The 15567-nt window shown below is 72.6% G+C and carries 13 protein-coding genes; all 13 read left to right on the top strand.

Annotated elements, in window-relative coordinates; translation table 11 throughout:
* Window positions 1-12 precede the first annotated feature (12 nt).
* Entirely contained in the window at window positions 13-885 is an 873-nt protein-coding gene (locus ACGFJ2_RS25195) for a dihydroorotate dehydrogenase electron transfer subunit (RefSeq protein WP_263656021.1), read from the top strand.
* 194 nt (window positions 886-1079) lie between these two features.
* Window positions 1080-2045 (top strand): dihydroorotate dehydrogenase, encoded by a 966-nt coding sequence (locus ACGFJ2_RS25200; RefSeq protein WP_357639719.1) that lies wholly within the window; start codon window positions 1080-1082, stop codon window positions 2043-2045.
* The gene (pyrF, locus tag ACGFJ2_RS25205; protein WP_357945259.1) at window positions 2042-2740 is read left to right on the top strand and encodes an orotidine-5'-phosphate decarboxylase; all 699 of its coding nucleotides are present in this window, start codon (window positions 2042-2044) and stop codon (window positions 2738-2740) included. The genes ACGFJ2_RS25200 and pyrF overlap by 4 nt, the downstream gene beginning before the upstream one ends.
* Before the next feature lie 614 nt (window positions 2741-3354).
* Window positions 3355-3678, top strand: a complete 324-nt coding sequence (gene mihF / locus ACGFJ2_RS25210; RefSeq protein WP_214637712.1) for an integration host factor, actinobacterial type — start codon at window positions 3355-3357, stop codon at window positions 3676-3678.
* Between the two features lie 139 nt (window positions 3679-3817).
* The gene (gene gmk, locus ACGFJ2_RS25215; RefSeq protein ID WP_357946341.1) at window positions 3818-4390 is read left to right on the top strand and encodes a guanylate kinase; all 573 of its coding nucleotides are present in this window, start codon (window positions 3818-3820) and stop codon (window positions 4388-4390) included.
* 5 nt (window positions 4391-4395) lie between these two features.
* Window positions 4396-4665: a DNA-directed RNA polymerase subunit omega gene (gene rpoZ, locus ACGFJ2_RS25220; protein WP_214637710.1), complete on the top strand. Its 270-nt coding sequence runs from the start codon at window positions 4396-4398 to the stop codon at window positions 4663-4665.
* Between the two features lie 8 nt (window positions 4666-4673).
* Window positions 4674-5942, top strand: coding sequence for a bifunctional phosphopantothenoylcysteine decarboxylase/phosphopantothenate--cysteine ligase CoaBC (gene coaBC, locus ACGFJ2_RS25225; protein ID WP_393472078.1), 1269 nt, complete (start codon window positions 4674-4676; stop codon window positions 5940-5942).
* A 27-nt stretch (window positions 5943-5969) separates the two neighbouring features.
* On the top strand, window positions 5970-6338 hold the full coding sequence (locus ACGFJ2_RS25230) for a hypothetical protein (RefSeq protein WP_393472081.1): 369 nt from the start codon (window positions 5970-5972) through the stop codon (window positions 6336-6338).
* A 119-nt stretch (window positions 6339-6457) separates the two neighbouring features.
* Complete coding sequence (gene metK / locus ACGFJ2_RS25235) at window positions 6458-7645, top strand: methionine adenosyltransferase (RefSeq protein WP_219532887.1); 1188 nt, start codon at window positions 6458-6460, stop codon at window positions 7643-7645.
* Window positions 7646-7789: 144 nt separating this feature from the next.
* Window positions 7790-10324, top strand: a complete 2535-nt coding sequence (locus ACGFJ2_RS25240; protein WP_393472084.1) for an ATP-binding protein — start codon at window positions 7790-7792, stop codon at window positions 10322-10324.
* Between the two features lie 118 nt (window positions 10325-10442).
* Window positions 10443-12629, top strand: a complete 2187-nt coding sequence (locus ACGFJ2_RS25245) for a primosomal protein N' (protein WP_393472087.1) — start codon at window positions 10443-10445, stop codon at window positions 12627-12629.
* 49 nt (window positions 12630-12678) lie between these two features.
* Window positions 12679-14181, top strand: a complete 1503-nt coding sequence (locus ACGFJ2_RS25250; protein WP_357945274.1) for a hypothetical protein — start codon at window positions 12679-12681, stop codon at window positions 14179-14181.
* Window positions 14182-14219: 38 nt separating this feature from the next.
* A complete protein-coding gene (locus ACGFJ2_RS25255) occupies window positions 14220-15554 on the top strand; it encodes a hypothetical protein (protein ID WP_393472091.1) in 1335 nt (444 codons plus the stop codon).
* The last annotated feature ends 13 nt before the right edge of the window (window positions 15555-15567 follow it).

The raw sequence follows: 15567 nt of genomic DNA on the forward strand, positions 1-15567 counted from the left end.
AGGTGAAGAGGACTGGCCGGCACTCCGGTACAGGTGACGGGCACGGTGCTGACGACGCGCCGGGTCGACGCCTACCATGCCCTCACCGTGGTGGCGCCCGGCATCGCCGAGCGCTACCGGCCCGGCCACTTCGTGTCCGTCGCCGTCGGCGGGGCCCACACGTCCATGGTGACGCGGCGGGCCTTCTCCATCCACGACGTCAAGCCCGACTACGGCGGCACGGTGGAGCTCGTCTTCACCGTGCGCGGCCCCGGCACCGCGTGGCTGGCCGAGCGCAGGGCGCGTGACACGATCGACCTCGTCGGGCCGCTCGGCCGGCCCTTCCCGCTGCCGCGCGACCCGGTCCACTGCGTGCTGGTCGGTTCCGAGTACGGCTCGGCGGTGCTGTTCCCGGTGGCCGACCAGCTCATCGAACGCGGCTGCCGCGTCGACTTCGTGCTGGGCGGCGCCAGCGCGGACCGGGTGTTCGGCGCCATGCGGGCCAGGCGGATGGCCCAGACCACCACACTCACCACCGAGGACGGCTCGCTAGGGCTGCGCGGCAGGGTGACCGACGCGCTGCCCGCGGTGATCGCCGACACGCGGGCCGACGTGGTCTACGCGTGCGCGCCCATGGAGACGCTGCGGGCGGTCACGGCGGTGGCGATGGAGTTCGACATCCCGGTGCAGGTGGCGGTGGAAGAGGCGATGGCCTGCGGGATCGGGGTCTGCATGACGTGCGTGCTGCCGGTCATCGGCGACGACGGCGTGACCCGGATGGTGCGGGCCTGCGCCGAGGGGCCGGTGTTCCGGGGGGAGCGGGTGCGGTTCGAGGATGTGGGGACGATCCCGTTCGACGCGCTGGGGGCGCCCGGGGGCCAGGGCGGTGCGCGCCATGCGGGCTGACACTGACTGCCCGCGCTTTTTCTGCCGCGTACTGCGCGATCTGGCGGCTGTCTCTCTGCGGCGCCCGGGTCCCGCTCCTCTGCGGCGCCTGCGTTCCGCTTCTCCACGGCGTCTGCGTCCCGCGCGATCTGGTGGCTGTTTCTCTGCGTTGTCTGCGGTTTCTCTGCGGCGGGTGGGCTGACGTGTCGGTAGATATGCGGACATTTCTGGCGCATGTGGAGCTCGCCAACCCCATCACCACCGCCGCCGGCTGCGCCGCCTCGGGCCGCGAGCTGGCCCAGTTCTTCGACCTCCACCGCCTGGGCGCCCTGACCACCAGCTCGATCACCATGGCCCCCCGCGCCGGCCGCCCCACCCCCCGGATGGCCGAGACCCCCTCGGGCATGCTCAACGCCGTCGGCCTCCAGGGCCCCGGCATCGACGCCTTCCTCGAACGCGAGCTGCCCTGGCTGGCCCAGCGCGGCATCAGGACCATCGTCTCGATCGGCGGCGGCACCGTGGCCGAGTACTCGGCGCTGGCCCGCAGGCTGGCCGACGCGCCCGGCGTCACCGCCCTGGAGGTGAACCTGTCCTGCCCGAACATCGAGGACCGCGGCCGAGTCTTCGCCCGCGAGGGCAGCGCCGCCGCCGAGGTGATCGCGTCGGTGCGCTCCATCATGCGGTACGACGTCCCGGTGGTCGCCAAGCTGGCGCCCGACGTGGCCGACATCGTGGCGGTCGCCCGCGCCTGCGTGGACGCCGGAGCCGACGCGCTGTCCATGATCAACAACCCGCTCGGCATGGCCATCGACACCGAGGCGCTGCGGCCCTCGCTCGCGGCCGTCACCGGCGGGCTGTCGGGACCGGCCATCCTGCCTCTTGCCGTACGGTGCGTGTGGCAGGTGCACGCCGCCCTGCCCGGGGTGCCGCTGATCGGCGTCGGCGGCGTGACGACCGGCAGGGACGCCTTCCAGCTCATCCTGGCGGGCGCCTGCGCGGTCGGGGTGGGGACGGCGCTGTTCCACGACCCCTACGCGTGCCTGCGCATCGAGCGAGAGCTTGAGGACCTGCTGCGGGCACGCGGCTTCCAGCGGCTGGCCGACGCGGTCGGCCTGGCCCACCGTCCGCCGGGGAGCGCCCCCCGGCACCTGCTCGTCGACTCCGAGGAGAGCTCCCTTTGACGCCCGCACCCATCGCCGTCGCCCTCGACGCCCCCGACCTGGAGACCGCCGCCAGGTGGGCCGCCCTGGTGACCCCGCACGTCACCACGGTGAAGATCGGGCTGGAGCTCTATCTGCGCTACGGCCCCGACGTGATCGCCTCGATCCGGGGCGCGAGCGGCGTACAGGTCTTCCTGGACCTCAAGCTGCACGACATCCCCAACACGGTCGCGGCGGCGGCCAGGGCGGTCGCCCGGCTCCGCCCGGCCATCCTCACGGTCCACGCGGCCGGCGGCCCCGCGATGATCCGCGCGGCCGTCGAGGCGGCCCCGGACACCCAGATCGCGGCGGTCACGGTGCTGACGTCGCTCTCGGAGGCCGACCTGAGCCGCATCGGGCTCGCCGGCCCCGCCTCGGACGCGGTCCGCCGCCTGGCCGTCCTGTCGGTCGAGTCGGGCGCCACGGCCCTGGTGTGCTCGCCGCACGAGGTCGTCGACCTGCGCTCGGAGGTCGGGCCGGAGATCACCCTCATCACACCCGGCGTACGCCCGGCCGGGGCGGACAGCCAGGACCAGGCGCGGGTGGCGACGCCGGAGCAGGCATTGGCGGACGGCGCCGATCTCCTGGTCATCGGCCGCCCGATCACCGCCTCCCCGGACCCGGGCGCCACGGCCGCCGCCATCGCATCCTCTTTGCGGCGCACGACCCCCTTCTGAGGGGGTTCGCGCTCCCAAGGGTCGTTCCGTGTTCCTGATGGGCCTTCGTGCGTGGCCCATCGTGATGTGGCATCGGTGTGCAGCGGTAAAGCCAGGCACGGCTCGGCCCACCGTACGGCGGACCGGTCGGTCGGGCCCCTGTGTGGCGGGCGGATGTGCCGGGAGCACAGCCGTCGTCACCCGGCCGTGGTGGGACCGCTCCCATGGGCACACGTACGGCGGGTGGCCGTGTACGCACGGTGAGCGCCTCCCCGGAGGGACGCCGACCCCAGAACGGCGTCCCACGGCGACCGTACACGATCGTGAGGACACCCCCGCAGGGCATACGGATGCCCACCTCGGGCGGGGTTTCGGACGTAAACCCGCGCACGTTTCGGACACCGCTCCCTGACGGGTGGGTGATCATCATCGTACCCCCACGGCGCTTCCTGTGTGTAAGGAAGAAGCGGGAAGTGGGGGCGATTTGATCAGCACTCTGTAGTTTTACATACACGGAGAGTGATGAAGTGGATTTTGTGAGGAGAGAAACCGCCATTGACGTTGCTTAGGGGGCGATGACCAGCTAGTTTCCCTTCCCGTCCGAGTACATCGACAGAAATTCGAGGTGACCCGGCGTGGCTCTTCCTCCCCTGACCCCTGAGCAGCGCGCCGCAGCCCTGCAAAAGGCTGCCAAGGCCCGTAAAGAGCGTGCCGAGGTCAAGAACCGGCTCAAGCATGGCGCGGTTTCTCTGGCTGAGGTGCTCAAGGATGGGCAGACCGACGACGTCATCGGCAAGATGAAGGTGTCGGCCTTGTTGGAATCGCTCCCAGGCGTGGGCAAAGTCCGCGCCAAGCAGCTCATGGAGCGGCTTGCCATCGCCGAGTCCCGCCGCGTGCGGGGTCTCGGTGCGAACCAGAGGGCATCCCTCGAGCGCGAGTTCGGTGGCAACGAGAGCTAATCTCGGTTCCACACGAAAGCGCAGGTTCAACGGGGGGTAGGAAGTGACCGACAGGTCCAGGTCCGGCAGTGTTTGGGCCCATGAGGCAGTCGGATCTGGAACGAGGGTCGGCGACTTCCTCCCCTCGAGCGAGCGGCGCCTGACGGTCCTGTCCGGACCGTCGGGCGTCGGTAAGTCAACGGTCGTCGCCGAGATTCGGCGGGCACACCCCGAGGTGTGGCTGTCGGTCTCGGTGACAACCAGGAAGCCCCGGCCCGGTGAGGTGCACGGGCTCCACTACTTCTTCGCCGACGACGAGGAGTTCGACCGGCTCGTGGAGTCGGGTGAGCTGCTCGAGTGGGCGGAGTTCGCGGGCAACAGGTACGGCACGCCGCGCGCCCCGGTGCTCGACCGGCTCGCCGCGGGCATGCCCACGCTGCTCGAGATCGACCTCGAAGGCGCCAGGCAGGTCCGGCAGAGCATGCCGGAGGCCCTGCTGGTGTTCCTGGCCCCGCCCTCCTGGGAGGAGCTGGAGAAGCGGCTGCGCGGCCGCGGCACCGAGCCGGAGGACGTCATCGCCCGCCGCCTTGAGGCCGGCCACGTCGAGATGGCGGCCGAGAAGGAATTCGACCTCACGCTGGTGAACACAAGTGTCAAAGAGGTGTGCCGCCGGCTGATAGCCTTGATGACTGACCCTCAGGGGGTCATCAAAACCACCAACCGAGAGGTCTGACAATCGTGGCAGGAATTGCCCCGGTCGCAGAGGGCATCACCAACCCGCCGATCGACGCGCTGCTCGACATCGTCGACAGCAAGTATTCCCTGGTGATCATGGGTGCCAAGCGCGCCCGCCAGATCAACGCCTACTACTCCCAGCTCGGCGAGGGCCTGCTCGAATACGTCGGGCCGCTGGTCGAGACGCACGCGCAGGAGAAGCCGCTGTCCATCGCGCTGCGCGAGGTGGCCGAGGGCCTGCTCAACGCCGAGCCCATCGAAGGCGCGGTCTGACCCGCTAAATGAAGAGGGTCGTCCTGGGCGTCAGCGGGGGCATCGCCGCGTACAAGGCGTGTGAGCTGTTGCGCCTGTTCACCGAGTCCGGGCACGAGGTGCGGGTGGTTCCGACCCGCGACGCCCTGCGGTTCGTGGGCGAGCCCACCTGGGCGGCGCTGTCCGGCAACCCGGTGACGACCGATGTGTGGGAAGACGTTCACGAGGTGCCCCACGTACGGATCGGCCAGCGGGCCGACCTCGTCGTGGTGGCGCCCGCGACCGCCGATGTGCTCGCCAAGGCCGCTCACGGCCTGGCCGGCGACCTGCTCACCAACACGCTGCTGACCGCGCGCTGCCCGGTGGTGTTCGCGCCCGCGATGCACACCGAGATGTGGCAGCACCCCGCCACCCGGGCCAACGTCTCGACGCTGCGCGAGCGGGGCTCCGTGGTGATCGATCCCGCGGTCGGGCGCCTCACCGGCGCCGACACCGGGCCCGGGCGTCTGCCCGATCCCGCCGAGATCTTCCAGATCTGCCTGCGCGTACTGGCCGGCCGCCCGCGCGACCTGGCCGGGCGGCGGGTCGTCGTCTCGGCCGGCGGTACGCGTGAAGCCATCGATCCGGTCCGCTACCTGGGCAACCGGTCCTCCGGGCTGCAGGGGTACGCCCTGGCCCGCACGGCCGTCGCCCGCGGGGCCCAGGTGACGCTGGTGGCCGCCAACGTGTCCCTGCCCGATCCGGCCGGAGCCGCCGTGGTGCGGGTGGAGTCGGCGGCCGAACTGCGCGAGGCGGTGCTGACCGCCTCGGCCGCCGCCGACGTGGTGGTGATGGCGGCGGCCGTGGCCGACTTCCGGCCCGCCGCGCGGCAGGACTCCAAGATCAAGAAGACCGAGGGCGACCCCGAGCCCCTCTATCTGGTGAAAAATCCCGACATCCTGGCCGAACTGGGCGAACGCCGACGCGCCGCAGGATCGCCTCCCGAGGTGGCCGCGGAGTCGTCCCCCGAGGCGGCGGCCGGGCGGCATCCCGAGGTGATCGTCGGGTTCGCGGCCGAGACCGACGACGTGCTCGCCAACGGGCAGGCCAAGCTCGCCCGTAAGGGCTGTGACCTGCTCGTCGTCAACCAGGTCGGCCCCGACCTGGCCTTCGGCACGCCCGACAACGCGGCGACCGTGCTGGTCGCGGGCGGCGAGCCGGTGGAGATCCCCCGCGGTCCCAAGGACGACGTCGCCGACGCCGTCTGGGATCAGGTCGCCAAGCTGTTGCGGCATCCCCGCACGCCTGCCGATACTTAAGACAAAGGGGGCAAAAGGGGGCGGGGAATGCCGGTGAGTTCCACTGTCAGAGATCGATGCAGAACGTTGCTCGGCGATCAGGGGGAGATCCGCTACGTATTCCCCGCGCTGTCCCTGGGCCCGTCGGGCACGGGCAACTTCCTGATCGTGGTCACCGACACGGCCATCTCCGTCCTCGCCACCCGGATGCTCCGGAGCGACCGCCCGGTCTCCGTCCACGCGACGTTCCCCCGCCACACCAGGCTCGGGCCGATCATGCAGGCTTCCGGGCCGGTGATCGAGCTGGGCGTGATGGCGTTCGAGTTCGAGGAGGAGTACGCCGCCGTGGTCGCCGCCGCCGACGCGGAGATCTTCGCGCCGGAGACACTGCCCCCCGACCCCCTGCCCGACCTGTGAACGACCCGTTTCGCGACATGCCCGTGGGTAGGGCTAGACTTCGGCGAGGCACTGGCCGGGGTGTACAGTCGCCGGAGCCCGCACGTCCGTCAGCAGCCGCTGCATGAGGAGCCACTGAGTTGTCACGTCGCCTGTTCACCTCCGAGTCGGTCACCGAAGGCCACCCGGACAAGATCGCCGACCAGATCAGTGACGCGATTCTCGACACCATGCTCAAGGACGACCCCAAGAGCCGGGTCGCCGTCGAGACGATGATCACTACCGGCCAGGTCCATGTCGCAGGCGAGGTCACGACCGAGACCTACGTCGACATTCCCGGCGTCATCCGGGAGAAGATCCTGGAAATCGGCTACGACGCCTCCCACAAGGGCTTCGACGGCGCCTCCTGTGGCGTGTCGGTGTCCATCGGGGCGCAGTCGCCCGACATCGCCCAGGGCGTCGACGACGCCTACGAGCACCGGGTCGACGGCGACATCGACGAGCTCGACCGCCAGGGCGCGGGCGACCAGGGCCTGATGTTCGGCTACGCGTGCCGCGAGACGCCCGAGCTGATGCCGCTGCCGATCACGCTCGCGCACCGGCTGGCCCAGCGCCTGTCCGAGGTGCGCAAGTCCGGCACCGTCCCCTACCTGCGGCCCGACGGCAAGACCCAGGTCACCATCGAGTACGACGGCGACCAGCCGGTCCGTCTCGACACCGTGGTCGTCTCCACGCAGCACGCTGCCGAGATCGACCTCAAGGAGATGCTGACGCCCGACATCAAGGAGCACGTGGTCGACCCCGTGCTCGCGGGCCTCGACATCGACATCGAGGGCTACCGCCTGCTGGTCAACCCGACCGGCCGCTTCGAGATCGGCGGCCCGATGGGCGACGCCGGCCTCACCGGTCGCAAGATCATCATCGACACCTACGGCGGCATGGCCCGCCACGGTGGCGGCGCCTTCTCCGGCAAGGACCCGTCCAAGGTCGACCGCTCGGCCGCCTACGCGATGCGCTGGGTCGCCAAGAACGTCGTGGCCGCCGGGCTCGCCGACCGCTGCGAGGTCCAGGTCGCCTACGCCATCGGCAAGGCCCAGCCGGTCGGCCTGTTCGTCGAGTGCTTCGGCACCGAGAAGCTGCCGGTCGAGAAGATCCAGGCCGCCGTGCTCCAGGTGTTCGACCTGCGCCCGGCCGCGATCATCCGCGACCTCGACCTGCTGCGCCCGATCTACTCGGAGACCGCCGCTTACGGCCACTTCGGCCGTGAGGGCTTCTCCTGGGAGTCGACCGACCGCGCCGAGACCCTGAGGTCCGCCGCCGGTCTGTGACCGTTCCCGTCAGATGCCGCACCCCGGCTTCGGGGTGCGGCATCTGCGTGTTCACGGCCGGTCGGGCGGGGGCCCGTTCTCTGAGGGAGGCCGTGGAGACGTACCGTGGTCTCCTTGGATCTTCCGGAAACTGGGGAATGGATCATGCCATGGCGTGCCACGGCGACCAGCTTCGTGGGTCGCCGTCAGGAGGTCGCTGACGTCCGGCGGATGCTCCAGCGCAGCCGCCTCGTCACCGTCACCGGCATCGCCGGGGTGGGCAAGACCCGCGTGGCCGTACGGGCTGCGCAGTTCATGCGGCGGGCCTTCACCGACGGCAGCCGGTTCGTCGAGCTGGCCGGGCACACCGACCCCGAGTCCCTCGAGGAGGTCATCGCCCAGAGCCTCGACGTCACCGGTGACCTGACCGCGCAGCTGTCGCGCCGCCGCCTGCTCCTGGTGCTCGACACCTGCGAACACCTGACCGCCGCCTGCTCCGCCCTCGTACAGTCGCTGCTGCGCGCCGTCCCCGGCCTGCACGTGCTGGCCACGAGCCGGCAGGCGCTGCGCGTCCCCGGCGGGCACGCGGTCATCGTCCGGCCGCTGGCCGTACCAGGTGGCGAGTCGGCGCCCGCCGACGTGGCGCGCGTCGAGTCGGTGTCGCTCCTCCTCGACCGGGTCGCGGCCGTCGACCCCGGCGTTGATCCCGGCTTCGAGCTCACCGAGCGAAACGCGGCCTCCGTCGCCGAACTCTGCCGCCGCCTGGAGGGCATTCCGCTGGCGATCGAGCTGGCCGCCGCCCACGTCCGCCGGTCGCCCGTGGACGAGCTGCTCGCGCGGATGGACGCGTACGGCGACCCGCTCGGCCGCCCGGACCTGGACCGGCACCCTGACCCGAGCGGCCGCTCGGACTCGCTCGGCCGCCCGGACCCGGATGGGCAGCCGGTGGCGTCGGACGACAATGGGCGGCGGGCCACATATCCCGTGGACGTGGGTGGGCAGCGGGCCAGGAACGTGGCAGATGCGGGCAGACGGCTCAGGCCCTCAGCGGACGCCCGGGGGTTTCGGGGGAGCGGCTCAGCGGACGTGCGCGGGCCGCAGGGGAGCCATCCAGCGGAGACGGGCGGCCCTTGGGGGAGACGTTCGCCGGACGCGGGTACGCACCGGGGCGGAGACGTGTCCACGCGGGCCGTGATCGCGTGGAGCCACGGGCTCTGCTCGCCCGAGGAGCGCCTGCTGTGGGAGCGGCTGAGCGTGTTCGCGGGGACGTTCGAGCGGGCGGCGGCCGAGAAGGTCTGCGCCGGCGGTCCGCTGCCCGCCGCGCGGGTTCGCGCCACGCTGGCGGCGCTGGTCGAGAAGGCGATCGTGACCAGGGAGCAGGACGAGGGGCGGGCGGCGTACCGCATGCCCGACAGCGTGCGCGAGTTCGCCGCGGCTCGCCTGGCGGGCAGTGGCGAGCGGGAACGCCTGCGGGCACGCCACCGCGAGCACTACTACACGCTCGCCGAAGCGGTGGGCCGTGACCGGGGTGAGGCGATTGTCCGGGTCAGGGATGAGTGGGGCGATCTGCGGGCCGCGCTCGAGTCCTTCGCCGCCGACCCGGCCGCCCGCGAGCGCGGGCTGCGGATGGGTCTGCGGCTGGGCCGGCTGTGGACGTTCGGGGGCATGGCCGGGTACGGGCGCCGCTACCTGGAACGCCTGCTGCCCATCACCTCCTGCCCCGATCCGGTACGGCTCGACGCCCTGCTCCTGCTCGCGCACCTGGCGGCCGGCAGCGGAGACCTGGGCGCGGCCCGTAAGGCGCTGGAGGAGGCCGAGGCACCCGCGGCCCAGCTGGGCCCGCGCGGCGCCCTCCACCTCGCCAAGGCGCGCGGCACGGTGAGCCTCTGCGCGGGCGACCTGACCGCGGCCGAACGCCACCTGACCCGGTGCGTCGACGGCCTGCCGCCCGACGGTGGCGTCCATCCGCTCGATGCCACCGTCGAACTGGGCCTCACCCTGCTGCTTGCCGGCCGTACCGGCGAGGCGGAGGAGGTTCTCGCCAAGGCCGGCACGCTCGGCCGGGAAGCGGGCGACGCCGCCACCGCCGCCTGGACGGAGCTCGCGCTCGCCCTGGCGCGGCAGACGGCCGGACAGTACGCGGAGGCGGACACCCTGGCCAGGACGGCACTGCGGACGCAGGTGTCGCTGCACATGACGTTCGGGCGGGCGCTCTGCGTCGAGCTCCTCGGCCGGCTCGCCGCCGACCAGGGCCGGCCCGCCCGCGCCGCCCGGTTACTGAGCGCGGCGCAACGGTTGTGGGGGTACGAGGTGAGCCCCCTGCTCGGCGCGCCGATCCTCGCCGCCGAGCGCGACAGCCACCTCAGGGAACTACGCGAGACCCTCGGCCGGCAGCACGGCAAGGCCGTCGCCGAGGGCCGGGCCATGTCGGAGGAAGAGGTGATCTCCGACGCGCTCGCCCCGAGCGTCACGCCTCCTGCCCCGGCCGTACCGTTCTGGGCGCCGCTCACCCCGCGCGAGGCGGACGTCGCCGAGCTGGTCGCCGCCGGGCTGACCAACCGGCTGATCGCGCAGCGGCTGGTCGTCGCCCGGCGCACGGTGGACTCTCACATGGAGAACATCCTCGCCAAACTCGGATTCTCCGGGCGGAGTCAGGTCGCCGCATGGGTGATCGGGCGGCGGCAGCGCGAGCAAGGCTGAGCCCCGTCCGCGGCTTGGGGACCGAGCAGCAGTGGGGCTGGGGACCGGGCAGGCGTGGGGCTTGGGTCCGACAAGCGTGCGGGCGTTACGGGGGGTCCGGGTCTGGTAGACGTAATGCGTGACCGACTCCAACGCCCTCCTGCCGCTCGACGCCGTGCGGAGGGTGGAGCCGTCCAAGCCCGGTAAGGGGGCGCCGGTTCCCGCTCCTTCGCGGCCGGTGGCCCGGGTGGCGGTCGACAATCCGCTGCCGCACCTCGACCGGCCGTTCGACTACCTGGTGCCGGCGACGATGCACGAGACGGCCGAGCCGGGGGTGCGGGTGCGGGTGCGGTTCGCCGGTCAGCTGGTGGACGGGTTCGTGCTCGAACGGGTCGAGGAGAGCGAGCACGCGGGCAAGCTCACCGCCCTCGAACGGGTCGTGTCGGGCGAGCGGGTGCTGACCGGGGAGATCGCGGGCCTGGCCAGGGCGGTCGCCGACCGCTACGCGGGCACGCTCGCCGACGTCCTGCGCCTGGCCATCCCGCCCCGCCACGCCAGGGCGGAAGCGACCCCCCCGAGTCCCGCCGAAACGACCGCCGCGCCGCCCGAACCGGTTCCCGGTACGCCTGGTGACGCGGCTTGGGACGACTACCCGATGGGGCCGTCGTTCCTCGACGCGCTGCGCAACGGCCGGGCGCCCCGGGCCGTGTGGTCGGCCCTGCCGGGGGCCAAGGGCTGGGCCGGGGCGGTGGCCGAGGCGGTCCGCGCGACGATCGACGGCGGGCGGGGCGCGGTCGTCGTGGTGCCCGACGGCAAGGACGTGGCGCTGGCCGACGCCGAGCTCACCCGGGTGCTCGGTGACGGGCGGCACGTGGCGCTCACCGCCGACCTGGGCCCGGCCGAACGCTACCGGCGCTGGCTGCGCGTCCTGAGAGGGCAGGTACGGGCGGTCGTGGGCACCCGGGCCGCCGTGTTCGCCCCCGTGGCCGCGCTCGGTCTGGTGGCCATCTGGGACGACGGTGACGACCTTCACGCCGAACGGCTGGCCCCCTACCCGCACGCCCGCGAAGTCCTCGCGCTACGAGCCCATCGCACGGGCGCGGCCATGCTGATCGGTGGTTACACGCGTACTGCCGAGGCCACGCAGCTCATCGCCAGCCGCTGGGCCAGGCCGATCGTCGCCGCCCGCGCCACGATCAGAAGCCTCGCCCCCCGCGTACATCCCGCCGGAGAGGACGCCGAACTCGCCAAGGACCAGGCCGCGCGCCAGGCCCGGCTGCCCAGCCTGGCCTGGCGCGCGCTGCGCCAAGGGCTGGAGTCCGGTCCGGTGCTGGTCCAGGTGCCCCGGCGCGGCTACCTGCCCGCACTGGCCTGCCAGAACTGCCGCGCCCCCGCCCGTTGCGCGCTCCCGCCCACCCGCCTCGGCGCGGCTCCAGGAGCCGAGGCGAGCGAGCCGTATGCCGACATACCCGGCCTGGCCATGGCGGCGACGGCCGGCCGCGGGACGAAGCAGAGCGGGCTGAGACTCGAAAGTGAGCCCAGTTCCGCGGGGCCCTCGTCGTGTCATGGCCCGCTCGGCCTGCGAGGCGGTCACTCCGCCCCCTACTGCCGCTGGTGCGGCCGGGTGGACGCCGGCTGGCGCTGCCCGAACTGCGGTGGCCACCGGCTGCGGGCGGTCGTCGTGGGCGCCCGCCGTACCGCCGAGGAGCTGGGCCGGGCCTTCCCCTCGGTCCCGGTACGCACCTCCGGACGCGACGGCGTGCTGGCCACCGTGCCCGCCACCCGGGCCCTGGTCGTCGCCACACCCGGCGCCGAGCCGGTGGCGGAGGGCGGCTACGCGGCGGCCGTGCTGCTGGACGCGTGGGCGCTGCTCGGCCGGCCGGACCTGCGGGCCGCCGAGGAGGCGCTGCGCCGCTGGACGAACGCCGCCGCCCTGCTCCGGCCCGGCGCCGAGGTGGTGGTGCTCGGCGACGCCGCGCTGCCGGTCGTACAGGCGCTGCTGCGCTGGGACCCGATCACCCACGCCGAGCGTGAGCTGGCCGAACGCGCCGAGCTGGGCTTCCCGCCCGCCGTACGGATGGCGACGCTCACGGGCAGCGCCGCCGCGGTCCGGCAGATGCTCGACGAGACGCGCCTGCCCGACGGCGCCCAGGTGCTCGGCCCCGTGCCGGTGGACGAGGCGGGCAGGGAACGCGCCATGATCCGCGTCCCGCGCGGCGGCGGCGCCGCGCTGGCCGCCGCGCTCAAAGGGGCCAGTGGGGTACGTGCGGCCCGTAAGGCACCTGATGTCGTACGGGTGAGTGTCGACCCGCTCGACCTGATTTAAGCGGTTTCCCCGATTCGCTCATCTGTAAGCCAGCCGTTAGCGTGCCCCTGTGTCGATCGAATGGGTGAACCAGGCCATCGACGACCTCCGTGCCTGGGGGCGCGCGCGGGGCGTCGTGGTGGACGCGGACGAAATCCGCTTGCTCTGCGACTACGCCAGCGACTATCTCAACGTCAACGAGCTGGGCGACTTCACTCCCGCGACCTTCGACGAGCTGCTGCTGTCCATCTACCCTCGCAAGGTCATCGCACCGCCGGAGAGCGCGCCGGAGACCGTGGCCGCCGCCCGTACCCTCGTCGATTTCCTGCAGCAGGCCGGCGCGGTCGGCGAGGAGACCGCGGCGGCGATGCGCGAGGAGCTGGCCGGCATCGAGCCGAAGATGCCCGTGGCGCTCGCCGACACGGCCAACTTCGGCATGGCCAAGAGCCTGTTCAGCTCCATCGGTCCCGAGTCGCTGGAGCAGTCGGTCGCGATCCCCTCGGGCGAGCTGCCCGACCTGGGGGAGGCGCCCTGCGACTGCCCGGGGTGCGCGCCGCTGCCGGCCGTACGACTGGCGGAGCCCGACGCGCTCGTGGCCGAGCTGGCGAACGTGCCGCTCCTGGCGGGGAACGCCGGACCGTACCAAGATCTGGAAGAGGAGCTGCGGCGCGACGTCGGCGACGACCCGCTCCAGGCGTGGGCCGAGATCGTCGCCCACATCGTCGAACGCGACACCCGCGGCACGGTCACCGGCTCGGCCGAGCTCGACGAGGAGCTCTACGACCTGTTCGACATGCTCTACCGGCTGCGGGCGCCCGTGCCCATCACTGTGATCGGCGACTACCTGGAGGAGGTCGCGGACGCGGGCGGCGCCGAGCTGGGCACGGTGCTCGACCGGCTGGCCTGGTGCGGCATGGTCGCGGTCGAGGGCGAGGCCGCCGGGCTCACCCCGCTGGCCGTGTGGGGGCTGCGCGAGCACTACCTGGCGCTCGGCCTCGACGCCCCGCAGGCCGGTGACCTGGCCGAGGCCGACGCGACCGGGCTGATCGAGGGCCTGCTCGACGGCATGCCCACCGAGCTGGCCGAAGAGGACATCAGCCGGTGGCTGGCCGGCCGCAGCCCGGTCACGGCGGCGGCCGAGCTGCTCGCCGCCGCCTCCGGCGCCCCCGCCGTGGCGCGCGGCATCGCGGTGACCATCGTCGACCGGCTGGGCGCCGAGGCGGAGCCCGAGGTACGCGCCTGCCTGGAGGACCAGGAGCTGCGCCCGCACGCCATCCACTGGCTGACCGCCCGAGGGCTGGCCGCCCCGCAGCTCAGCCAGGAGGAGCTGCTGTGGGTCAGCATCGACATGCTCGCCCTGGCGCTGCCCGCCGCCGAAGAGGCCCCCGAGATCTTCGCCGAGAACATGGCCGCCTCCGGCCCGCCCGCCCACCTCATCGAAGAGATGTGGCGCGTGGACCACCCCGACGTCGTAGAGGTGCTGGAGCTGCTCGGACGCTCGCTGCCCGACGGTACGGTGGCCAAGGCGGCCCGCAAGGCCGCCTTCAAAGCGCGCTCCCGAGCCATCCGTTGAGTACGCTCATGTGACTCGTGTGCAGTAAGTTTCGTGGGGTGGCAAACAACGTCTTCGACCTCGCCGAGCTGCGTAAGCTGATCGATGAGCAGTCCGCCGTGCCCCCACGGCCACCCGAGGAGACTCCCGTGGCGGAGCAAGAGGCGTTGACGTTCCCACCTGTGCTGCTGGCGCCCGACGCCGAGCTGGCCGGAATCGTGCCCACGGTGCCGCTCGTCGCCGACGCCATCCGGCTCATGAAGTGGACCGGCACCCGCGAGGTCACCCCGGAAGGGCTGCCGGTCGCGGCCGACGCCCACGCCGCCGCCGCCGAGCTGGGCCTCGACGCCGCCCGGCTCCGCCTCGTCTGGATCGTCGCCGTCAACACCGGGCTGCTCCAGATCGCCGGCGGGCGCGCTTCGCGAGGGCCGCTGCCCGAGCGGCTTTCGGTCGAGGCGACGCTGGAGTTCTGGGACGGCGTGGTCATGGACGTGCTCGACCGCGCCGACGAGGGCCTGACCGGCTCGGCCGTCGTCGACGAGCACCTGGCGGAGATGCTGGCCACGGTCTACTCCGTACGTTCCGGCGTCGCGATCGCCAACCTCGCCCGGGGCATCCTGCAGTCGCACGAGGTCGCCTGCGAGCCCGGCGCCATCGAGATGCGCAGACTGGCCGCCTCGCTGCCCGCCGAGCTGCTCGACGCGCTGGCGCTGCTGGCCTACTGCGGCCTGGTCGAGCAGACCGCGGCCGGCCGCACCGCGCTCACCCCGCTCGGCGTCTGGGCCGTACGCAGGGACCTGCTGCGCGAGGGGCATGACGCGCCGACGACGGCCGAGGTCGAGGTGTTCGCCGACCTGTCCGCCGCCGAGCTGGTCGAGGCCCTGGTCAAGGGTGCCGCCACACAGAGCGCGGTGGCCGGCTGGCTGGAGCGCCGCCCGCCCGCGCAGGCCGCGCACGATCTCATCGAGATCGCGGCGGAGGGCACCGCGGGGCAGCGCGGCGCCGTGGGCGCCATCCTGGAGGAGCTCGGGCCCGAGGCCGAGGCCCCCGTCCGCGAGGCGCTCGAGCTGCCGCTGATGCGCCGCTACGCCGCGTCCTGGCTGCACATCCGTGACCTCGAGGCCCCCACGCTCAGCCCCGACGACCACACCTGGATCGCGGTCGACTCGCTGGCCGCCCTCATGCACCTGTCCGGCCCCGCCGCGGGCCGGCTGGACCCCGAACCGGGCGAAGACCTGATCCGGCTCGTCGGCCAGATGCCCGCCGTAGGCCACCCGGACACGATCGCGGTGCTCGACATGCTCGCCGCCGCGCACGACGACAAGGCCGTGGTCAAGGCAGCCCGCAAAGCCGCGATGAAGGCCCGATCGCTGGCGCACACTAAACTGGGCTGACCCACTGACGAAA

The sequence above is a fragment of the Nonomuraea sp. NPDC049028 genome (genome assembly GCF_043197735.1).
GTDB lineage: Bacteria > Actinomycetota > Actinomycetes > Streptosporangiales > Streptosporangiaceae > Nonomuraea.